The organism is Salinivibrio sp. MA607 (assembly GCF_001996245.1).
In the GTDB taxonomy this organism is placed as follows: Bacteria; Pseudomonadota; Gammaproteobacteria; order Enterobacterales; family Vibrionaceae; genus Salinivibrio; species Salinivibrio costicola.
In genome coordinates this window covers 53,210-75,207 of sequence record NZ_MUFJ01000004.1, presented here as the reverse complement: position 1 = coordinate 75,207, position 21,998 = coordinate 53,210, and the positions used below count along the sequence as shown (strand labels likewise).

Annotated in this window: 19 protein-coding genes and 2 tRNA genes; 5 read left to right on the top strand and 16 right to left on the bottom strand. The window is 49.7% G+C overall.

Features of this window, described 5'->3' with window-relative positions:
- Positions 1-25: 25 nt before the first annotated feature.
- Complete coding sequence (locus BZG81_RS03185; RefSeq protein ID WP_021022298.1) at positions 26-244, bottom strand: YejL family protein; 219 nt, start codon at positions 242-244, stop codon at positions 26-28.
- A gap of 77 nt (positions 245-321) precedes the next feature.
- Here BZG81_RS03185 and yejK point away from each other — a divergent pair, with 77 nt between their 5' ends.
- Entirely contained in the window at positions 322-1,341 is a 1,020-nt protein-coding gene (gene yejK / locus BZG81_RS03180; RefSeq protein WP_077676718.1) for a nucleoid-associated protein YejK, read from the top strand.
- Positions 1,342-1,397: 56 nt separating this feature from the next.
- On the opposite strand, the gene nhaC is transcribed toward yejK, so the two are convergent.
- Positions 1,398-2,840: a Na+/H+ antiporter NhaC gene (gene nhaC / locus BZG81_RS03175; RefSeq protein ID WP_021022300.1), complete on the bottom strand. Its 1,443-nt coding sequence runs from the start codon at positions 2,838-2,840 to the stop codon at positions 1,398-1,400.
- Between the two features lie 563 nt (positions 2,841-3,403).
- On the opposite strand from nhaC, the gene asd reads away from it, so the two are divergent.
- On the top strand, positions 3,404-4,528 hold the full coding sequence (gene asd, locus BZG81_RS03170; RefSeq protein WP_021022301.1) for an aspartate-semialdehyde dehydrogenase: 1,125 nt from the start codon (positions 3,404-3,406) through the stop codon (positions 4,526-4,528).
- A 212-nt stretch (positions 4,529-4,740) separates the two neighbouring features.
- Here the strand turns inward: asd and sodB are convergent, their stop codons facing one another.
- Entirely contained in the window at positions 4,741-5,325 is a 585-nt protein-coding gene (gene sodB / locus BZG81_RS03165) for a superoxide dismutase [Fe] (RefSeq protein WP_021022302.1), read from the bottom strand.
- A 302-nt stretch (positions 5,326-5,627) separates the two neighbouring features.
- Here sodB and grxD point away from each other — a divergent pair, with 302 nt between their 5' ends.
- Positions 5,628-5,966: a Grx4 family monothiol glutaredoxin gene (gene grxD / locus BZG81_RS03160; protein ID WP_021022303.1), complete on the top strand. Its 339-nt coding sequence runs from the start codon at positions 5,628-5,630 to the stop codon at positions 5,964-5,966.
- Positions 5,967-6,092: 126 nt separating this feature from the next.
- On the opposite strand, the gene BZG81_RS03155 is transcribed toward grxD, so the two are convergent.
- The 3 genes from BZG81_RS03155 to rnt form a co-directional block, all read right to left on the bottom strand.
- Entirely contained in the window at positions 6,093-7,415 is a 1,323-nt protein-coding gene (locus BZG81_RS03155; protein WP_021022304.1) for a Na+/H+ antiporter family protein, read from the bottom strand.
- Positions 7,416-7,776: 361 nt separating this feature from the next.
- Positions 7,777-9,063, bottom strand: coding sequence for an outer membrane protein transport protein (locus tag BZG81_RS03150; RefSeq protein ID WP_077676717.1), 1,287 nt, complete (start codon positions 9,061-9,063; stop codon positions 7,777-7,779).
- 421 nt (positions 9,064-9,484) lie between these two features.
- Positions 9,485-10,168, bottom strand: a complete 684-nt coding sequence (rnt, locus tag BZG81_RS03145; protein ID WP_077676716.1) for a ribonuclease T — start codon at positions 10,166-10,168, stop codon at positions 9,485-9,487.
- A gap of 213 nt (positions 10,169-10,381) precedes the next feature.
- Here rnt and motY point away from each other — a divergent pair, with 213 nt between their 5' ends.
- A complete protein-coding gene (motY, locus tag BZG81_RS03140; RefSeq protein WP_021022307.1) occupies positions 10,382-11,293 on the top strand; it encodes a flagellar protein MotY in 912 nt (303 codons plus the stop codon).
- A 192-nt stretch (positions 11,294-11,485) separates the two neighbouring features.
- On the opposite strand, the gene gloA is transcribed toward motY, so the two are convergent.
- The 10 genes from gloA to BZG81_RS03090 form a co-directional block, all read right to left on the bottom strand.
- Entirely contained in the window at positions 11,486-11,902 is a 417-nt protein-coding gene (gloA, locus tag BZG81_RS03135) for a lactoylglutathione lyase (RefSeq protein WP_021022308.1), read from the bottom strand.
- A gap of 44 nt (positions 11,903-11,946) precedes the next feature.
- Positions 11,947-12,588 carry an endonuclease III gene (gene nth / locus BZG81_RS03130; protein ID WP_021022309.1) on the bottom strand — a complete coding sequence of 214 codons (642 nt, stop codon included), beginning with the start codon at positions 12,586-12,588 and terminating at the stop codon, positions 11,947-11,949.
- 12 nt (positions 12,589-12,600) lie between these two features.
- Positions 12,601-13,299: an electron transport complex subunit E gene (locus tag BZG81_RS03125; RefSeq protein ID WP_021022310.1), complete on the bottom strand. Its 699-nt coding sequence runs from the start codon at positions 13,297-13,299 to the stop codon at positions 12,601-12,603.
- Positions 13,296-13,934 carry an electron transport complex subunit RsxG gene (gene rsxG / locus BZG81_RS03120; RefSeq protein WP_077660640.1) on the bottom strand — a complete coding sequence of 213 codons (639 nt, stop codon included), beginning with the start codon at positions 13,932-13,934 and terminating at the stop codon, positions 13,296-13,298. Before rsxG ends, BZG81_RS03125 begins: the two co-directional genes overlap by 4 nt.
- Entirely contained in the window at positions 13,931-15,010 is a 1,080-nt protein-coding gene (gene rsxD / locus BZG81_RS03115; RefSeq protein WP_077676715.1) for an electron transport complex subunit RsxD, read from the bottom strand. Before rsxD ends, rsxG begins: the two co-directional genes overlap by 4 nt.
- Before the next feature lie 5 nt (positions 15,011-15,015).
- Positions 15,016-17,319 carry an electron transport complex subunit RsxC gene (gene rsxC, locus BZG81_RS03110; protein WP_077676714.1) on the bottom strand — a complete coding sequence of 768 codons (2,304 nt, stop codon included), beginning with the start codon at positions 17,317-17,319 and terminating at the stop codon, positions 15,016-15,018.
- Positions 17,319-17,894: an electron transport complex subunit RsxB gene (gene rsxB, locus BZG81_RS03105; RefSeq protein WP_021022314.1), complete on the bottom strand. Its 576-nt coding sequence runs from the start codon at positions 17,892-17,894 to the stop codon at positions 17,319-17,321. The genes rsxC and rsxB overlap by 1 nt, the downstream gene beginning before the upstream one ends.
- Positions 17,891-18,475, bottom strand: a complete 585-nt coding sequence (rsxA, locus tag BZG81_RS03100; protein ID WP_021022315.1) for an electron transport complex subunit RsxA — start codon at positions 18,473-18,475, stop codon at positions 17,891-17,893. The genes rsxB and rsxA overlap by 4 nt, the downstream gene beginning before the upstream one ends.
- A gap of 319 nt (positions 18,476-18,794) precedes the next feature.
- Positions 18,795-18,870 (bottom strand) — tRNA-Asn (locus BZG81_RS03095).
- A 36-nt stretch (positions 18,871-18,906) separates the two neighbouring features.
- Positions 18,907-18,982: transfer RNA gene (locus BZG81_RS03090), tRNA-Asn, on the bottom strand.
- A gap of 646 nt (positions 18,983-19,628) precedes the next feature.
- Here BZG81_RS03090 and uvrB point away from each other — a divergent pair.
- A complete protein-coding gene (uvrB, locus tag BZG81_RS03085) occupies positions 19,629-21,656 on the top strand; it encodes an excinuclease ABC subunit UvrB (RefSeq protein ID WP_021022317.1) in 2,028 nt (675 codons plus the stop codon).
- Positions 21,657-21,998 lie beyond the last annotated feature (342 nt).

Genomic DNA, 21,998 nt, shown 5'->3' with positions numbered 1-21,998 from the left:
CTCTGATTAGATACTGCTGCAAGCGTTATTGGTTATCGATGGATGCCATTAATGCTTGGGCGAACTTCTCGGCAAATGCCTGACGTTGTGCGGCAGGAATATTGTGGTTAAGGATATTGGTGGCGACATTCCCAATCACCATCAGTGATAAATCCGTCGATGCATCGTGTTGCTCTAACACATTGACAACATCACTGATAATACGTTCCACTTGCTTATCATCATATTTTGAGGTTACAGGCATAAAATCGTCTTGTCTTCTTAAAACCAAAGCAGCGTATAATAACCCACACTTTAGTCTTACTGAAAATCTTTTCAATCATGACCCTCACGCTTTCTAACGTAATATTACATCAAATTGTCAAACAAGCTGATGATTCGCTTAATGTTCAGCTTCGCGACGGACCATTACCGCTCAACGAACAAACCGAAAATCTGATGGCCGATGTACATCGGGTTTATCATGCAAAAGCAGGCAAAGGGTTTGCGTTGTTCGACACCGAGAGTGAATTCCAGCAATGGTTAAAGGCTTACCGCGCTGACGAACTGGACTTTCGAGCCTTTTCTGAACGTGCCGTTGAACGTCTGCGCGCTGAGCTCGCGAAATACTCATTTGCCGATAGTGGCACCTTGGTGATGGCGCATTATCGTGCCTTAGCCACTGACTACGTATTTATTGGTGTGGTGGAATCAAAGCACAGTTTACGTGTCACGGACGAGCTTGACGTTAACGCCACCGAATACCTAGATGTCAGCAAAATGGATATCGCGGCACGGATTGATTTGTCTACCTGGGAGACGGATCCGGCATCAAATCGTTACTTGTCGTTTATCAAAGGGCGAGTTGGGCGCAAAGTTGCAGACTTCTTCCTTGATTTTTTGCAAGCGGAAGTGGGCATGGACAGTAAACAGCAAAACCAAGTGCTGATGCAGGCGGTTGAGGATTACTGTGATGATGCCCGTTTGGATAAAGAAGAGAAGAACAACTACCGCAAGCAGGTGTATGACTACTGTAACGATCAGCTTAAAGCGGGTGATGAAGTGGTGGTCAAAGAGCTCGCGGAGGAATTGCCAGCGACCCCCGAAGGAACGGACTTTTATCAATACACCAACCAGCAAGGCTATGAACTGGAAGCGCAGTTTCCTGCCGACCGCACCACCATGCGCAAGTTAACTAAATTTGTCGGATCGGGGGGTGGCTTATCGGTCAACTTTGATGCCATGTTGATGGGGGAGCGCGTGTTCTACGATCCAGACACAGACACCCTTACCATAAAAGGGACGCCCCCAAATTTGCGTGATCAACTACAACGCCGTTTATCCAGTCGAGACGATGAATAAAAAAAGCGGGACACGGCTAGCGTGTCCCGCTTTATTTTAAGCGATTTTATTGCTCGTTAGGCACGCTCTGGCGCAGACGCTATTGCGGTTGTATCTTCTTGCGCTTGCGCGGCCTGGTTTGGCTCAACCTTATCGACAAACCAACCGAAGTAGCTGGTCACGATGGTGACGGCAATACACACAAAGCTTAACCACATGAAAGGTGCATAAGACAAGGTGGCGACACCAAGAATACTGGCCATATAAATACCGTTATCACTCCATGGCACCATGCCTGAGGTTAACGTGCCACCAAATTCAGCGTTACGAGACAAGTTTTTACGTTGATAACCCAGTCTGTCGTAGTTTTTGGCACAGATTTTAGGGGTTAAGATTAGCGACACATACATGGCCGAGCCGAATACGTTCCCCATAAAGGCGGTGCCGATGGTGGAGGTTGCCAAGCTACCTGCACTGTTAACGCGACGCTCAAACAAGCTGGCAATGGTATGCAAGACCCCAACTTTTTCGAGCAAGCCACCAAAACCTAGACCAAACACAATCACAGCCACGGAACCGAGCATAGAAGACATGCCACCGCGGTTGAGAATTGCATCGATAAAGTCGACACCCGATGAGATAGAAAACGGCGCCCACGCGGTATTAATGGCGTTCACGGGGGTCATATCTTGCAGCATTACAGCCCAAACCACACCCAGTAATGAACCAAAACTAATGACCGGGAAAGACGGTAATCGCATTGCCAGCAGCGCGAGGACAATCAGCACCGGCACAAAGGATAGTGGTGAAATCACAAACTGATCTTGCATCGCTTGCTTCACCATCTCTACTTGGCTCATATCCACATTGCCTGCGTAGTGCCAGCCAATCAGAGTAAACAGAATACCGGTAATGATGTAACTGATCAGTGCAATCGGCAGCATGCCTTTAATGTGCTCAACGATTTCGACGCCAGACATTGACGAGGCAAGGATCACTGAATCAGACAATGGCGACATTTTATCACCAAAGTAGCACCCTGAAAGAACGGCACCTGCCGTCATTGGGGCAGGGATCCCAAGGCCTTGACCAATCCCCATCATAGCAATACCCGCGGTTCCGGCAGCCCCCCAAGAGGTGCCCGTCGCTAAAGCGGTTAACGAGCAAATCAACATGGTCGCTAAAAGGAAGATAGAAGGGTGGATAGCTTTAAGACCATAGTAAATAATAGTGGGGACGATCCCGCCTGCAATCCAGGTACCTACCAATGCGCCAACCGATAGAAGTATTAAAACGGCGCCTAAGCCGTTAGAAATTCCTTTCGTGGCAGCACTTTCAAGATCTTTGTATTGATGGCCAAGTTTTAACCCCAATCCCATAATCACAAACCAGCCGATAAATAAGGCCAGTTGAATGGGGAGGTCTAATTTGGCGGTAAACGAAAACGCGAGCGCCAAAAAGGCGCCAAGTGCTAATACCACCTGAATGATGGAGGGTAATCGAGCTTGCTGTGTTGTCATAACTTAACCTTCTTCACGTCGCTTGCTGGGTAACCGGTCGCTTGCGGGTTACCGATAGCGTTGAGCGAGTCAATATCATTATCGGAAGGTGGATCGTCTGTGATTGCGCGACTACTCCCTGCGCGATTTAGCGATGCCTTAAGCAACAACCAAACTCACATCACTGTCCTTGTTTCAGTATCCTTTGTTCCATTTGTGAGGGGCCCTACTCTAGCTAACAGAGTAAAGTGATGGGAAACATTTTTGTCGCTTATGTGAGTCGCGCGCGAATTAAGTTACATCCTGACATAATTAGTTAATATATGGTTATTTTAAGGGTGTTTAAATGTTTCAATATTTTGTTTTGTCTGTGTTTTTCAGTTTGTTTTTTAGACGCCTGTACGTTAAATCAAGTTAGACATAGGTGACGGAAACTTGAAAATGAGGTCATTTAATAAGCAGGCAGAGGCGTTAACCTGACGACCGTGATAAGACGTGTTAGTATCAAAAACGTTTTTTCACTGACTGTCAGGCAACCATATGCTGTTGTTAACGGCGGTCACACAACATGGAGTGTGAAAATTATGATGCGAGTAGGTTTAGTTGGCTGGCGCGGCATGGTGGGATCGGTGCTGATGCAGCGCATGGTAGAAGAAAAAGACTTCGACCATATCGAACCTGTGTTTTTTAGCACCTCACAAGTCGGGATTGCAGCGCCGAATTACGGCAAAGATGCAGGCATGTTACAAGATGCCTATGACATTGAAACGCTCAAAACCCTCGATGCTATTATCACCTGCCAAGGCGGCGATTACACCAACGATGTTTACGCAAAACTGCGTGAATCAGGTTGGAAAGGCTATTGGATTGATGCAGCGTCATCATTACGAATGGCAGATGATAGTATCATCACCTTGGATCCGATTAACTTCAAACACATCCAAGCGGGGATCCATAACGACACGCGCACGTTCGTCGGCGGTAACTGTACGGTTAGCTTGATGCTGATGGGCTTAGGCGGTTTGTATCAAAACGGTCTGGTTGAGTGGATGACCGCGCAAACGTACCAAGCGGCGTCTGGCTCAGGCGCAAAACACATGCGCGAGCTGATCAGCCAAATGGGTGTCATCAATGATTCAGTGAACACTGACTTGGCAAGCCCTGCAACATCTATTCTAGATATTGACCGCAAAGTGGCTCAAACCCTGCGCTCGAGCGATTTTCCTAGCGAGCAGTTTGGTGCGCCACTCGCAGGCTCATTGATCCCTTGGATTGACGTCAAGCGTGACAACGGCCAAAGCAAGGAAGAGTGGAAAGCCTCGGTTGAAACCAACAAGATCCTAGGGTTACAAAACAATCCGATTCCTATCGACGGGACTTGTGTCCGTGTGGGAGCCATGCGCTGTCACAGCCAGGCGCTGACCATCAAGTTGAAAAAAGCGGTGCCGATGGATGAGATTGAAGACATGATTGCGTCGCACAATGACTGGGTCAGCGTGGTGCCTAACGAGCGTGACGTGACCATGACGGATCTGAGCCCAGCAAAAGTGACAGGCACCATGTCTGTGCCAGTGGGTCGTCTCCGTAAACTGGCGATGGGGGATGATTTCCTTAATGCCTTTACTGTGGGTGATCAGCTGTTATGGGGAGCGGCAGAGCCGCTACGCCGCACGCTGCGGATTATCTTGTCAGAAAAAGAACAAGATTAATTCTCTTGGACTTATCAAGTTCCGTTAAGCCGTCAACCTAGTTGGCGGTTTTTTTTGCCTAAAATGCGAGTTTGCAAAGCGTATCAGGCATAAAAAAAGGAGGCGATAAACGCCTCCTAGTGATTGGTAAGCCTGGGTTTACAAGCGCCTAGGTTTGCAAGAGCCAGGGCTTGCAACAGACCTTTTTCGTGCTCGGTCTGTTGGCGATTGGTTTAGCCTGCGAAGTTTTTCGCGACGAAGTCCCAGTTAACCAGTTTCCAGAATGCAGCGAGGTAATCTGGACGCACGTTACGATAATCGATGTAGTACGCGTGTTCCCAAACGTCGACAGTCAACAATGGCGTTTCACCATCGTGAGTCACGGGTGTTTCGGCATTCGAGGTGTTGACGATTGCAACCGACCCGTCTGCTTTTTTCACCAACCAAGTCCAGCCTGAGCCGAAGTTAGTCACAGCAGCATTGGTGAACTGAGTTTTAAACTCGTCAAACGAACCAAATGCTTTGGTGATCGCGTCTGCAACGTCACCTGTTGGCTCACCGCCGCCATTTGGGCTCAGGCAGTGCCAGTAGAAGGTGTGGTTCCACACTTGGGCCGCATTATTGAACACGCCACCTGACGAGGTCTTGATAATGTCTTCGAGTGATTTACCTTCGAAATCTGTGCCTTCGATCAAACCGTTCAACTTCACCACATAGGTGTTGTGGTGCTTGTCGTAGTGGTAGTCGAGTGTTTCTTTTGAGATATGTGGTTCTAGTGCGTCTTTTGCGAAAGGTAATTCAGGTAGTTGGAATGACATTGCTATATATCTCCGTTTTTATCGTGAGAGTGCTTCCTGTAGTCGATCACTGACAATGCAGGGGCAAATACGAATAACTGACAACGGATGATCACTGACTACCCATTGCCGTTATCGCCACCTAACCATCGAGTGTGACTACTATTTTCGTTTTGCTGTATCTAGTTTAGCAAGTTTTTACTTTATTAAAAGGATCGCAGCAAAATTTTTACGCTTAATCCCACAAAACATTTAGGCATTTTTTTCCAGCCTGTTAACCAGTAGAATCAAAATAAGATTCACAGACAGTGTTCGAGGAAGCAATGGAAACAATGGACAAAATTAAGCAGCAAATCGAAGAAAACGCGATTCTGCTATACATGAAAGGGTCGCCGAAACTACCAAGCTGTGGTTTTTCGTCACAAGCCTCTCAAGCGCTGATGTCGTGTGGCGAGAAGTTTGCTTACGTGGATGTGTTGCAAAACCCAGAGATCCGCGCAGAGCTACCTGTTTACGCACAGTGGCCAACATTCCCACAGTTGTGGGTTGACGGAGAGCTGGTTGGCGGGTGTGACATCATCTTGGAAATGTTCCAAAAAGGTGAGTTACAGCCACTGGTCAAAGAAGCGGCCGCGCGTCGTGATGCGAGTGAAAACGAGTAATTGTTCGCGTTTATCCGGCTCTCGCCGTATCACTGAAGCGAGCCGTATCAGGTAAAAAGCCACGTTATAAAACGTGGCTTTTTTCTTGTCTATACCGCCTTTTTACTCACATAGCGCGTTCACGCCCTAGAGCATCATCGCGGCTAACCAGCCGAAGGCAATTAATGGCAGGTTATAGTGGATAAAGGTGGGGACCACGGTATCCCAAATGTGTTCATGTTGGCCATCGGCGTTCAGGCCCGACGTTGGACCCAAAGTAGAATCCGAAGCGGGTGAGCCAGCATCGCCCAGGGCGGCGGCCGTTCCCACCAAGGCAATGGTTGCCATCGGCGAGAAGCCAAACGCCAGTGAGAGTGGCACATAAATGGTAGCGATAATCGGAATGGTCGAGAACGACGAGCCGATCCCCATGGTCACTAGTAAACCGACAATCAACATCAAAAACGCCGCGAGCGGTTTGTTATCGCCAATCGAGCCTGACAAAGAAGCGACTAAGGACTCCACACCACCCGTTGCTTTCATTACCGCGGCAAACCCAGCGGCGGTGATCATAATAAAGCCGATCATCGCCATCATGTGTACCCCTTTGGTAAACACATCCTGGGTGTCTTTCCAACGGATCACGCCGCCAAAGGTAAACACCATAAAGCCGGCCAATGCGCCGACAATCATCGACCCTGCCATCAGCTGCACGCTTAACGCCGCGACAATCGCAATGCCTGCAACCCACAGGTTACGGGGGCTAATGGCGTGGTTTTCCGGCTCAGCAGTGAGGACGTCCCCTTCACTGTATTGGCGTGGCTGGCGATAGCTGATAAAGGTCGCGATCAGCAAGCCTACTACCATCCCGGCTGCCGGTAATAACATTGCCGTCGGCACCTGGCTGGCGACCACGTTTAGGCCATTGTCATTGAGGTTTTTCAGCAAAATATTATTCAAAAAGATGCCGCCAAAGCCGACCGGCAACACCATATACGGCATGATCAAACCAAAGGTCAGCACACAGGCGACCAGGCGACGATCGAGCTTTAAGCGTTGGAACACATGCAATAAAGGTGGGATCACAATAGGAATAAAAGCGATGTGGACCGGAATCGCGTTTTGCGACGAAATAGCCAAAAGGCCTAATAAGACCAAGACCACATATTTAAAGGTGGCGGTATTGGCATCGGTGGGGCGCGCGTTAAGCTTGCGGATCACCGAGTGCGCGAGAACATCGGTGATCCCTGAACGGCTAATTGCGACCGCAAAGGTACCGAGCATCGCATAACTGAGCGCAATAGTGGCACCACCGCCAAGGCCGCCTTCAAAGGCACTGATGGTCTCGGAAATACTGAGCCCACCGACCAGGCCACCAAGGACCGCACTAAAGGTGAGTGCGACGACGACATTGACGCGCATAAGGGCCAGTGCCAGCATGACACAGACTGAAATGACTACCGGGTTCATGGAAACGTTCCTGTTATAGGGGTTATCACTGCAGCGTTGCCGCAGGGGTTATCTATGATTTTGTAATTAAGCTACCCAGTTTGCGCAAAATTTTGTCTGTGTCGAGGGGAAATCGTTTTTTTTTGGTTACTTTCTTTCATGCTTGTCAGCGTTGCTGAAATTCGCGACTAGTAAAGTAGGCAAAAAGGGCGCGGCGGCGCCCCAGGGATGGGTTCACGGCATGTCTGTGTGCGGGGCTTGGTCGCGTTATTCCATCATAGCGGCCAGCCATCGCTTCTAATGTCATTTAAGGCGGGATACTAGATCGAAAAAAGCCGGCCTATGTAGGCCGGCTCGTTGGGTTATGGCTAGGTAGCAGTATTTAGAACAAGTAGTTCAGCTGCAAACCGTAGATGTAAGCATCGCCACCGGCTGAGAACGCAAATCCGTCTTCGGTGCCTTCAACTTGGTCACCATCAAGGAAGGCAAAACCCGCATCAACAGAGAGGTTGTCATTGGCGGTATAGGTAGTACCTAGGCTCCACCAATGGCGGTCTGAATCAGGAATGCTTAGAGTGCGTTTTTCTGCTGACACCGGACTTTCATCATAGGCATAGCCGGCACGGAACGCCCAATGATCGTCCATGGTGTAAGTCGCACCCAGCGCATAACGCCAGCTGTTATCCCAACCTTCTTCTTTTCTCAAGCACTGGCCTGACGTTCCATCATTACATTGTGCACTGGTTGCTTTCAGCTCTTTAAAGGTATCCCAACCGACATACATCGCACTATAGTGCATTGCAATTTGTTGATTCAGTTGGTGGAAACCAGAGAATTCAATAACCTCAGGAAGGCTGAGCTCTAGTTCACCATCGACCTTTTGGTTGGATGAAGATAACCCCTGATAATCACCTTCAAGGGTTACATCGGTTTGTGAGCGATAGGTGAGACCAAAGCGGTTATTTTCATCAAGCTCCCAAAGGGTACCGAGGTTCCAGCCAAAACCCCAACCATCTCCTTTTAGATGAGCGACACGATCTGAAGCTGCACTTGTCCCTGGAAGTTGCGATGTTCCGGCTCCTGCACCCGCAAACCGATTCAACTCTGCATCGGCGTAAATGGCACTGATACCCGCACCAATACTCCACTGGTCATTCAATTTATAAGCAATATTAGGATTAAAGTTCATGGTGACCAGAGCAGTATCACCCGCGCCAACGCCTGCCGCAAAGTCTTTGGAGTATTCGGTTGATAAACCAAAATTAGAGAAAGCCGAAAAACCAACGGCTAGTCGATCATCAATCGGCTGAATTAGATGGAAGTTAGGGACATATTCGGTGGGAGCGAGATCTTTTTCTTCTGTTGATAAGCCCAATGCTTCTAACTGAGATTTCGGAACAGCACCGTTACTGGCACTTTCAACATCTGCATGCACCTCTGGGTCAATAATGGTCAAGCCGCCCGAGAATGCGGTGGTGTTAAAACGGGTTAGGGCAGCAGCGTTGCGTGCGCCGACGGCGGCATTGTCTGCGATAGCGGCTTCACCGGCAAAAGCACGCCCCAAACCGGATACCGAGGTTTCTGATACTTGGAAGCCGGCACTGTGTGCTTGTACGGCTAACAAAGATAAACTGGTTGCCACTAGCGATTTCTTAAATAGTGATGACATAACGCGCCTCACTCCTATGTTAATTAAGCTTCTTGTTCTTTGGGGCCGCCGCTTCAAAGCCCATCTTACGTGGGCGAGAGAAGTGGTCGGATGTTCTACAGGTTCAATACTGGCACCAATTTCGCGTTTGTTAAAGGTTGGTTTCAAAACGGATACCGCACGATGTCACCTGGTTGGGCTGATAATGTTTCTATCGATTGTTTTAAGTAAATACTCTAAAGCGTCTATTACTCATCTCAGCCCGTGTTTGGCGTAATWTGGATAAATTAATTCTGTCGCTCACTCCTTATGTGCCTGTTTAATCGTGGTTAATATGCTGGCTAAATAGAGGCCAAAATAAGATCACAAAAATGTGACAACAAACAAGTTGTTAACAATTAAAGCATGCATTTATTGCTGCAACGGATAACCGTGGGTCGGCTCATGCGCTCGGATTTGATTCGGGCGTCTCTTCCTGCGCGTCAGGTGCAGAGGGCAAAGGCCAGCCGCCTAGGCGCTTCCAACGATTAACAATTTCACAAAATAGCTCGGCCGTACGCTCGGTATCGTAAAGGGCGCTATGGGCTTCTTTGTTATCAAAAGCAATATCAGCGGTTTTACAGGCTTTAGCCAGCACGGTTTGCCCGAGAGCCAAGCCGCTTAAAGCCGCCGTGTCAAAGGTGGCAAAAGGGTGGAAGGGGTTACGCTTTAGTTTCGCGCGCTCGGCGGCGGCCATCACAAAGCTGTGATCAAAATTGGCATTGTGGGCGACCATAATGGTGCGCTGGCACTCTGCCGCTTTTTGCTCTTTACGGATCAGTTTAAAAATCTCTTTTAAGGCCTCGCCCTCATCAACCGCGCCGCGCAAGGGGCTATAGGGATCACGAATGCCGGTAAATTCAAGGGCCGCTGGCTCTAAGTTGGCGCCTTCAAAAGGCGTGACATTAAAATGCAATGTTTTATCCGGAGCGAGCCAGCCTTGCTCATCCATTTTTAAGGTTACCGCGCAAATTTCGAGTAATGCATCGGTGTTGGCGTTAAACCCGGCTGTCTCCACATCAACAACAACGGGAAAGTAACCACGGAATCGGGCCTTAAGGCTGTTTAGATCGCTTTCTTGGCTCATGCAATGTCACTTTACTTACAATAATCAGAGCATGATTATCGCAAATCCGGACGATAAGCTAAAGTCACCATCTTGCCGGTCGATATCTTTACCGTTACTCTTGTTGGTTAAACCGTCTCTCACTGCTGGGTGCATCCTCTTTAGGTGTGCAAATATGCCACTCCAAGGATCATAAAGCCTGTGCAGAGCCTCATGCGAAGTTCGGAGTCCAGAATGGCGTCTCGCCTTTTTAAGCCATGCCTGATTAATAATGTGTTGCCGGGCGCGCTGGCCCTCACCGTGGGTCTATTGAGTGCGGGTAATGTTTATGCAAACAAGCAATATGTCGCATCGCTTGGCGAGTCGAACTGGGCGGTGACCATAGATACACCGATCGAGTGCCGCCTGCAGCACAATATTCCTGGATACGGGCTCGCGTCGTTTACCTCGCGCGCCAGCAAAGACATGAATGTAGATTTCGAGTTGGAGATGCAGCGTCCTATGGGCGAGACAGCGCCGGTATCTTTGCTATCCATGCCGGCCGATTGGATGCCCGGTGAACCGGCCCGATACATGGACCAGCTTAAGTTTTTCCAACAGTTTGATGGTTATGTCGGCGGCCAAACGGCCTGGTCGATGTTGAGCGAATTGGAAGAAGGTCGCTTTCCTACCTTTAGTTTTCAAGATTGGCGGCGCCAACAGCGTCAAATCGATGTTGCTCTCTCTGCGGTGGCGTTTGGGGCACCGTACCAAGAATTTAGCCAATGCTTAAACACCTTATTGCCTTACGCGTTTGAGGACATTTCCTTTACCGTGTTGCGCTATCAAGAAAACAGCGATGAGCTCACCAAAGCGAGCCGCCAACGCTTAACCCAAATTGCCGAATTTGTCCGCTATAGCGATGATATTGATTTGGTCCTGGTCGCCACTTATTCCGATGCACGAGGCACACGCGCCGCCAATCAACAAATGTCGGAGCGGCGGGCGAAGAAATTACGTGACTACTTTACCTCTTTGGGCTTGCCTGAGGACAGGATCACCGTTGAAGCCTATGGCGAGCGCCGGCCGGTCGCCGATAACGAGGATCCCATTGGCCGAAGTAAAAACCGTCGTGTGGTGATCTCTCTGGGTAGGACCTTGTTATAAGGCACAGTCAACGTTCAGCGAGTAGGCGGACGTTCAGCCGAGGTGGGATGACAAACCAAAAGCGAACCTTAGTTCCCAGCGACAGAAATAACAAAGCCCTGCGGTTGAAGCAGGGCTTTGTTGTCTTGGCTATGTCGCTATCACCAAGGCTCACTCTGTTAAGCGTGTGAGCTTCATGAGAGCAGGTGTCAGTTAACCGTTTAGGCCAGCAGACGCGCTCTTGTTTTGAATAAGTTCGAGCTTATAACCATCAGGGTCAGTGACAAAAGCGATTTCAGTGCTGCCACCTTTTACTGGACCTGGCTCGCGAGTGATATTGCCGCCGGCTTGGCGAATTTGATCACAGGTGGCGTAAACATCGTCGACACCGATCGCAATATGACCAAAGGCGTTGCCGTGATCGTATTCCGATTCGCCCCAGTTATAGGTCAATTCGATCACTGCACCGTCAGACTCATCGCTGTAACCGACAAACGCCAAGCTATATTTATACTGCTCGTTTTCATTGGTGCGTAACAAACGCATACCCATTACGTCGGTGTAAAATTTCACTGCGCGATCCAGATCACCGACGCGGATCATGGTGTGTAGAATTCTGCCGTTAGACATGACGTTGCTCCTTTATTACTTGCCAGTGCTCGCCTGAAATAGCGTTAGCTGTCTGGATAGACTTTATCTTTATACTCACATAAATCTTCAATGATGCAACTGCCACAGCGGGGTTTGCGTGCCAGGCAGGTATAGCGTCCGTGCAAAATAAGCCAATGGTGCACATCGACCTTAAACGCTTTGGGCACCACCTTGTTCAGTTTCTCTTCCACGTCATTGACGTTTTTACCCATCGCAAACTTGGTGCGATTAGAGACCCGAAAAATATGGGTATCGACCGCAATAGTGGGCCAACCAAATGCGGTATTGAGCACAACATTGGCCGTTTTTCGCCCGACACCGGGTAAGGCCTCCAGCGCTTCGCGGTTTTCTGGCACCTCACCACCGTGCTGTTCGATCAGCGCACGACAGGTCTTAATCACGTTCTCGGCTTTGGAATTAAACAGGCCGATGTTTTTGATATAGGACTTCACCCCATCCACACCTAGTGCCAATAAGCCCTCTGGAGTGTTGGCCACCGGGTAGAGTTTATCGGTAGCTTTATTGACACTCACATCGGTAGCCTGGGCAGACAGTAACACTGCAATCAACAACTCGAAAGGGGTAGACCAATGCAGCTCTGTTTGCGGTGTTGGGTTGTTGTCCCGCAGCCGCTCCAAAATCTGTTGTCGTTTTTCTTTATTCATTTCCCTATCCCGTCACTGATTGCCGGTGATCCGCGCACGTTCAATCACTGGTTTCTGCTCGGATTCTGTCTTACTGGCAAGATGGGTATCAATGATGTTTTTCAGAGCGATCAAAAAGCCCACCGCTAAAAATGCACCGGGTGGCAATATCGCCAATAAGAATTTGGTATCGAATTGGAAAATTTCAATCCGTAGTACCGAGGCCCAATCACCGAGTAACAGATCGGCGCCATCAAACAAGGTGCCGTTACCAATAATCTCTCGAATCGCGCCGAGTATCACCAGCGCTGCGGTCATGCCCGTTCCCATCCAAAACCCATCACTAACCGATAAGCCAACCGGGTTTTTTGAGGCAAAGGCTTCAGCGCGGCCGATAATAATACAGTTGGTGACAATCAAGGGGATAAAGATCCCGAGTGACTGATAAAGGCCGTAAGCATAGGCATTCATCACCAATTGCACACAGGTGACCAATGAGGCGATCACCATCACGAAAATTGGGATACGCACTTCTTTAGGCACCCATTCTCGGATCACCGACACGATTAAGTTGGAACCCACTAGCACAGCCAGTGTTGCAATGCCGAGGCCCAGCGCATTGGTGACGGTGGCAGAGACTGCCAGCAGTGGACACAACCCCAGCAGCTGCACAAAGGCGGGGTTGTTGCTCCATAAGCCATTTTTCATCAGCGCTTTGTGGTCACTGTTCACGACGCACCTCCGCAATTGACAGGTTGGTTAAGCAAGGTAGCTTGTTGCTGGCTTACAAACCAGGCCGCTTTTTTTACCGCAGTAACCACCGCCCGGGGGGTAATGGTCGCACCGGTAAACTGATCGAACTGACCGCCATCTTTTTTGACCGCCCAGCGTTTATCGTCTTCACTGGTCACTGTCTTGCCGCTAAAGCTCCGTACCCAGTCCGACACACGTAAGCTCACTTTGTCTCCCAGGCCTGGGGTTTCATTGTGCTCGAGGACCCGTACGCCCAAGACTTGATGACTGGTCGCATCCATCCCGATCAGCACTTTTATCGCGCCATTGTAGCCATTGGGGGCGATGGTTTGAATGGCGACCGTGGTCACCTCATCGTTCAAGGTGCCGACATAAAAAGGTTGCGCCTCGTCAGTGCCGAGTGCGTCCGAGTTTGTCACCAGGCGGCAGCTTTGGTGAAGCGGATTATCATGGCGCGCTTTTGGGATCACTTGATTGAGCGCTTTGGATAACTGAATTTGTTGTTGCTCTTTTATCGTGTCTTCAGTCAGCGCATTGGTAACCGCCACTAATGCGGTGGATAAGAGGGCTGCGATCGCCAAGATGCCCCCATGTTTTCGTATTGTTTCAATCATGACTGTGACTTCTTCTCTGCCCGCTTATTCGCATGGCCGTAAGTTCTCGGTTTGGTGTAGTAATCAATCAAAGGCACGCATAAGTTAGCGATAATCACTGCAAACGCGACACCGTCGGGGTAGCCACCCCAAGTACGGATCAAGTACACCAACACCCCAATGAGGCCGCCGAACCACAAGCGCCCTTTGTCCGTCGTGGATGCGGAAACCGGATCGGTGGCGATGAAAAATGCCCCCAGCATGGTCGCACCAGACAACAAATGAATCAGCGGCGACGCTAATTGATCGGGCGCAATCAAGTGGCCCAACAGTGCGCTTGATAATAAGGCGGTGAGTACCGCAACCGGAATATGCCAGTTGATCACACCGCGTTGAATCAATACCAAACCACCGAGCAGATACAGCGTATTCACCCAGGCCCAGCCTTTGCCACCAACGGCAGAAAATATAGGCTGTTGCAAGGCCTCACTGACGGTTTGTCCACCGGCTAATGCGGTTTTTATGGTGTCCAGTGGCGTGGCCATGGTCGCACCATCGACGGTCATACGGAGTTGGTTAACACTAAAACCGTCCAACGTATAGCCACTGAAAATAGTGGCTAGGGTATCACCGAAGGTTAACGCATGGGTGGCAAGGCTTTCGGGCGGTAGCCAGGTGGTCATTTGTACTGGAAATGCGATCAACAACACTACATAGCCAACCATGGCGGGATTAAACAGGTTTTGACCTAGCCCGCCATAAATATGCTTGGCAACGATGATAGAAAACGCGGTACCAATTACGATCACCCACCAAGGTGCCATCGGGGGGATCGCGACGGCCAAAAGAAATGCAGTGAGCAGCGCGCTATTGTCACGTAAATAGGCCATCACCGGGCGGCGACGTAACCGCATCACCAGTGCTTCTGTTGTCCAGGCGGTTAACACGGCGAGCGTTAGCTGGATTAATACTCCCCATCCAAAGAAATACCACTGTGCCGCGAGTCCTGGTAATGCGCACAGGAGAACGGTCAGCATAATATGGCTGGTGGAGCGCTTATTGTGGGCGTGTGGTGAACTTGCAATGAAAAACGCCACGTTGATTATTCCTTATTATCTTGTTTTTGTTGAGCGGCTTTACGCGCTTTGGCRCGAGCAACGGCAGCGGCGACAGCGGCTTTTTTATCGCTGGCTTCGCCAGTGTCTGACGTTTTGTTGGCTGTTGCGGTTTGGCTTTCAGCCGAAGCCGACGAATCAGCGCTTGATTCGCCTTGTTGCGCCGCTTTTCGGGCTTTGGCACGGGCAACGGCAGCGGCGACAGCGGCTTTTTTATCGCTGGCCTCGCCAGTGTCTGACGTTTTGTTGGCTGTTGCGGTTTGGCTTTCAGCCGAGGCCGATGAATCAGCGCTTGATTCGCCTTGTTGCGCCGCTTTTCGGGCCTTGGCACGGGCAACGGCAGCGGCGACAGCGGCTTTTTTATCGCTGGCTTCGCCAGTGTCTGACGTTTTGTGGGCTGTTGCGGTTTGGCTTTCAGCCGAGGCCGATGAATCAGCGCTTGATTCGCCTTGTTGCGCCGCTTTTCGGGCCTTGGCGCGGGCAACGGCAGCCGCTACGGCGTCTTTTTTACCATCTTGGTTGTCAGTGTTTTCTGATCCTGCCTGCGACGCTATGGCTTGCGCGGGTTTTTGCGTCTCTTTCGCCGCCTTACGCGCTCGGGCTTGCCGTTTGCGCTCCTCGCGCAACTTCATCATTTCACTGTTATCTGGCTCATCACTGCCGGTTTTCGCTGCCTCGGCTTGCTTGGCTTTTGCGCGTGCAATCGCAGCGGCGACTGCGGGTTTCACGTCGTTATCCGCCGATTGCGCCGCTTTTTTCGCCTTCACCCGTTCAACTGCAGCGTTTAAGGCATCGCCAGAGCCGGCATTTTGCTGTGCGGCTTGTTTGCGACGTTCCGCTGCTTGGCGGTGTTTTTCTTCTCGCTCTTGTTTTTCTCGTTCCATCCGCGCTTTTTTGGCTTCAAAGCGTTGGCGCGCCCGTTCGGCCGCCTCTTTTTCTGCTTCAATCTCGCGGATTTCGGCTTTGGCTTGGCGATAATATTGCACCAGCGGAATCTCACTAGGACAGACGTAGGCACACGCGCCACATTCAATACAATCAAATAGATCGTAGTCTTGGCATTTGTCATAGTCTTGATCTTTCGCGTACCACTGCAGCTGCTGCGGGAGAAGATGCGCGGGGCACACATCGGCACAGGCACTGCACCGAATACAGGCCATTTCTTGTTTGGCTGGTGCTATTTCTTTGCGGGTTGGCACCAACACACAGTTAGTCGTTTTGGTGATGGGCACCTTAGCGTGAGGCACCGTAAAGCCCATCATCGGGCCGCCAATAATCACCCGTGGCTGTTTTTTATCTGCTTTATAGCCGTGCTGAGCTAATAGTTCGCCAATCGGCGTGCCCAATAGTGCCCAGCGGTTTTGCTGGGTTTTGAGCGTTTTCCCGGTCAGGGTTACCACGCGCTTGATAAGCGGCTCACCGTCTAGCACGGCGCGCTTAATCGCGTATGTGGTGCCAATATTTTGCATCAACACGCCGATGCTGGCCGGAAAGGCTTTGGCCGGTACCTCTTTTCCTGTGATCAGTTGGATGAGCTGTTTTTCACCCCCTGATGGGTATTTGGTCGGCACAACTTGAATGAGGATATCGTCCTCCACCGCGTCGACAGCGGCATTTAACGCAGCAATCGCCTCGGGCTTGTTATCTTCAATACCAATCACCGCCAGTTTTGGCTTCACAATGTGGTTGAGAATTTGGATTCCCGCGACGATTTCATCGGCGCAATCTTGCATCAAGCGATCGTCGGCGGTGATATAGGGCTCACACTCGGCGGCGTTGATGATCAGTATCTCGGTTCGTGCGAGGCCGGTTTGTAGTTTACGGGCGGTAGGGAAACCCGCTCCCCCCATTCCCGCAATGCCCATTGCGCGAATATGGTCAATCAGGCGTTCAGGTGTTTGGGTGTGATACTCAGCAAAAGCGGGTTTTGCGCCCCATGTATTGTCACCGTCCGGTTGAATTACAACACAGCGATCGGATAACCCAGAAGGGTGGGCGATGGTTCTATCTTCAATTGCAATCACGGTGCCTGAGGTTGGAGCATGCACCGGCACACATTGCTGAATGTCGGTTTCGGTGAGAGCTTGTCCAGCGAGGACCTGATCGCCTTGGCTAACGAGTAGTTTGCCTTTACTGCCAATATGTTGTTTTAACGGAATAACCAGTTCAGATGGCAGTATGTGCTCAAGAATCGCGTTTTGGTTAGATTGGGTTTTGTGCTCGGGTGGATGAATACCGCCGTGAAAATCCCAGATCTGACCGTGTTTAATTTGTTCAATGAGACTTTCCATCAGGCGCGTGCCCCCTGATTGTCGGTTATGTTTACTACCGGAATTTGGTCGAGCTGCCACTTCCAGGTTTCTGGTGTGTCCTGGACGGGGATCATTTCAATGCAATCGGTCGGACAGGGTGCTACACAGAGATCGCATCCAGTGCAATCTTGTTCAATCACGGTATGCATGGCTTTGGTGCTACCGACAATCGCATCAACAGGACACGCTTGAATACACTTAGTGCAGCCAATGCAGTCTTCTTCGTGGATAAAGGCAACGGTTTTGATGCTTTTTTCTTCATCATGCGCCAATTCTGTCGCCTCAACGCCCATCAGGTTGGCGAGGTTCTCGATGGTTTGTTGCCCGCCAGGGGGACATTTATTGATTTCATCGCCATTAGCAATCGCTTCGGCATAGGGTCGACAACCAGGATAACCACATTGGCCACATTGCGTTTGTGGCAGGATGGCATCAATTTGATCGACAATGGGATCGGCCTCGACTTTAAAGCGGATCGAGGCAAAACCAAGAATTGCGCCGAAAATAGCGGCGAGGGCAGCGATAACAATCACTGCGATCACGATTCCACTCATGATAAGGTCACCAATCCAGTAAAGCCCATAAAGGCGAGCGACATCAGACCTGCGGTGATCATAGCAACAGACGCGCCCCGGAAGGGAGCCGGCACATCAGCCGCGGCAATACGCTCACGCATCGCGGCAAATAGAATCAACACCAGCGAGAAACCACAAGCCGCACCAAAACCATAAATGATGGATTCAATAAAGCTGTGCTGCTGTTTTACGTTGAGCAAAGCAACACCCAACACCGCACAGTTTGAGGTGATCAGTGGCAAGAAAACGCCCAATAACCGGTGTAACGTAGGGCTGGTTTTGTGTACCACCATCTCAGTGAACTGCACGACCACGGCAATGACGAGGATAAAGCTCAGTGTGCGCAAGTAGCCAAGATCTAACGGAATGAGGATATAGGTTTCAACCAGGTACGAGCTCACCGATGCCAGGGTCAGCACAAAGGTTGTGGCTAAGCCCATGCCAATCGCTGTCTCTAGTTTTTTTGATACGCCCATAAATGGACACAGGCCCAAAAACTCCACCAGAACGAAGTTATTGACCAAGACAGTGCCCACTAATAGCAACAAATACTCAACCATGCTATTTAATCATTTAGTGTTTTTGTGATCTGCCTATTATCGACTTTTGAAGCGGCTATAACAACCGCCATCAAGCAGGGTTTTTGCCTGACCCGCTGTAAGCTATCAGTGACGCTTGATTTGCGACCGGCTTAGTAAAGGGTAGTGGTAGAACAGAAGGGGCGATCAATATGAGAAGGCTGTTTCGAGGGAGAAAATAGTCAAGTCTAAGCAGACAGCTCAGTCAACGTTGGTGAAATAGCGTTTGGTTGAATAGCGACATAATCTGCGAAGCAGATCAGACAGTGACTTGGAAAGAGTAGAATTAAAATGAAGGAAGTGGCTCCCCCTGCGGGATTCGAACCTGCGACATACGGATTAACAGTCCGCCGTTCTACCAACTGAACTAAGGGGGAATCGATTTACTGATGTATTCTTTTTGATTTCAAGGTTGGCTCCCCCAACTGGACTCGAACCAGTGACATACGGATTAACAGTCCGCCGTTCTACCAACTGAACTATGGGGGAATTGCCTTGAGAACGGGGCGAATCTTAGCGAGCCCCTGAAAAAGTGTCAACTCATCAACCCTAAGAAAATCCATCTTTTCAACTGACTGCTGAAAAGCTAGCCGTTGGCGTTGATAAAAGCACCACAATGGCGATCGATTAAGCATTGATGCGAACTTGGACTTGACTTTTATTCACCCCAGTAAGGCAAGGGCTTTCAGTGGTTACCCACAGATTCTGTGGATAACCATGTGTGTGAATCTTGATAAACTCGCTACATGGTTGATTTTATGCAAAACATCGATAATCACGAAATTGTTTTGTGTTTTTATGGTTATGATTTTATTGATTTTTTATGGGTAAGTGCGCACGAGTATGACGAAGGCGGAATGTCAATATTATGCACAGATTATTTTTTCGTCAGTCATTGAGTATCGGGGATAAATACAGTGATGATCATTGAATGTTGCGATTTTTTTGCGGGAAGGAGGGGTAAGGGTTCCAAAAGAGGACCGATAGGTTACCTAGGTCCGATTTTCAGATCAAGAACTCTACGCGAAAAAGATCGCATTTTACACGCAACCAGTAAGCAGTCAGAGTCGTTGACTCCGTCAGGTGAGTCAGGACAATAAGATGACTTGGTCAGACGACCCAACAGGACAGCCTCATGAGTAAAACGTTTTCGCTGCATTCTGCTTTTCAACCATCGGGCGATCAGCCTGAAGCCATTCACCGATTATGTGAGGGGCTCGATGCGGGCCTCGCGCATCAAACATTATTGGGGGTAACGGGCTCAGGTAAAACATTCACGATGGCCAATGTGATTGCGGAACTGAATCGACCCACGATGATACTGGCGCCCAATAAAACCCTAGCGGCTCAGTTATATGGTGAAATGCGTGAGTTTTTCCCGGATAACGCGGTGGAGTATTTCGTTTCTTACTACGACTACTATCAACCAGAGGCCTATGTGCCTTCAACCGACACCTTTATCGAAAAAGACGCGTCAATCAATGATCAGGTTGAACAAATGCGGCTTTCGGCAACTAAAGCCTTAATGGAGCGGCGTGATGTCGTCATTGTGGCGTCGGTATCGGCCATTTACGGCTTGGGGGATCCCGACGCGTATCTGAAAATGATGTTACATATCCGGCGCGGTGATATTCTGGATCAGCGCACTATTTTACAGCGTCTCGCGGAACTCCAATATACCCGTAATGATCTGGCATTTGAGCGCGGCACATTCCGAGTTCGCGGTGAAGTGATTGATATTTTCCCCGCCGAATCAGACAAAGACGCGATCCGAGTTGAGCTTTTCGATGACGAAGTTGAAACCATTAGCGTTTTTGACCCATTGACCGGTCAAGTCAGCGTCAAAGATATGCCACGCTGTACCATTTACCCCAAAACGCATTATGTCACCCCGCGAGAGCGTATCTTGGAAGCGGTTGAGCAGATAAAAGTGGAACTCGCTGATCGCAAAAAAACGCTGCTTGAAAATAACAAGTTGTTGGAAGAGCAGCGGATAACTCAGCGCACGCAGTTTGATATCGAGATGATGAACGAGCTGGGGTATTGTTCCGGAATTGAAAACTACTCACGTTACCTGAGTGGCCGGACTCAAGGCGAGCCGCCGCCGACGCTATTTGATTATTTGCCGGCTGATGGCTTGCTGATTATCGACGAATCTCACGTGACTGTGTCTCAGATTGGTGCCATGTATAAAGGCGATCGATCACGTAAAGAAACACTGGTCGATTATGGGTTTCGCTTACCGTCGGCGCTGGATAACCGGCCACTTAAGTTTGATGAGTTTGAAGCACTCGCCCCACAGACAGTTTATGTCTCGGCGACACCGGGCAATTATGAGCAAGAGAAATCAGGGTCAGACATCATCGATCAAGTGGTACGACCGACGGGGCTTATTGACCCTGAAATTGAAGTGCGCCCGGTCGCCACTCAGGTCGATGATTTACTCTCAGAAGTACGTGCCCGGCGCGAACTGAATGAACGGGTGCTTGTGACCACATTAACCAAGCGTATGGCCGAAGACCTAACCGAATATATGCAAGAGCACGATGTGCGCGTGCGCTATCTGCACTCTGATATTGATACGGTTGAACGCATGGAGATCATTCGCGATTTACGGCTTGGCGAGTTTGATGTCTTGGTGGGGATCAACCTGCTACGAGAGGGGTTAGATATGCCAGAAGTCTCTTTGGTTGCCATTTTGGATGCCGATAAAGAAGGTTTCTTGCGCTCTGAACGCTCGCTGATTCAAACCATAGGCCGTGCTGCGCGTAACCTACGCGGTAAAGCCATTTTATATGGTGATCGGATCACCAAATCGATGAAGCGTGCGATTGATGAAACCGAGCGGCGTCGCGTCAAGCAAGTGGCTTACAATGAGGAACATGGCATCACACCGCAGAAATTGAACAAAAAAGTGATGGACGTGATGGAAATCGGCACCGGTAAGCGAAGCAAGGCGAATAAATCGTCCGCGAAGTCGTTACGTGCTGTTGCCGAGCCAGATGCAGATTATGCACTGAAATCCCCGCAAGCGATTGATGCGGAAATTAAAAAGCTTGAAAGCCAAATGTTAGAAGCGGCACAAAACCTTGAGTTTGAAACGGCAGCACAATTGCGCGATCAGCTCCAGGGGCTGCGCGAGCAGTTTATCGCCAACAGTTAGATAAAAAGTTAGATAAAAAAGCTAGATAAAAAAAAGCCAACCTAAGAGTCAGGTTGGCTACAGTGTTTCAGTGAGTAATAACTCACAAACAACGTCAGTTGGCTAGGTGACCCCTTRGGGTCACACAATAGAATGCATTTGGCGTGCCAAAAATTAAAAAGGCGATTACATCGACAAAACGTGTGGTTTTAAGCCATAAGCAAAGATACAATGTGGGAAATTTTGCATAATGCAACGCATTTCGCATACGCTCGTGCAATTGAGCCAATGAATATTACAGGCTCTATGAAGGCTATGGGCTCAATGAAAACTGTATGCTTTATGAAGACCCCAGGCAGCGAT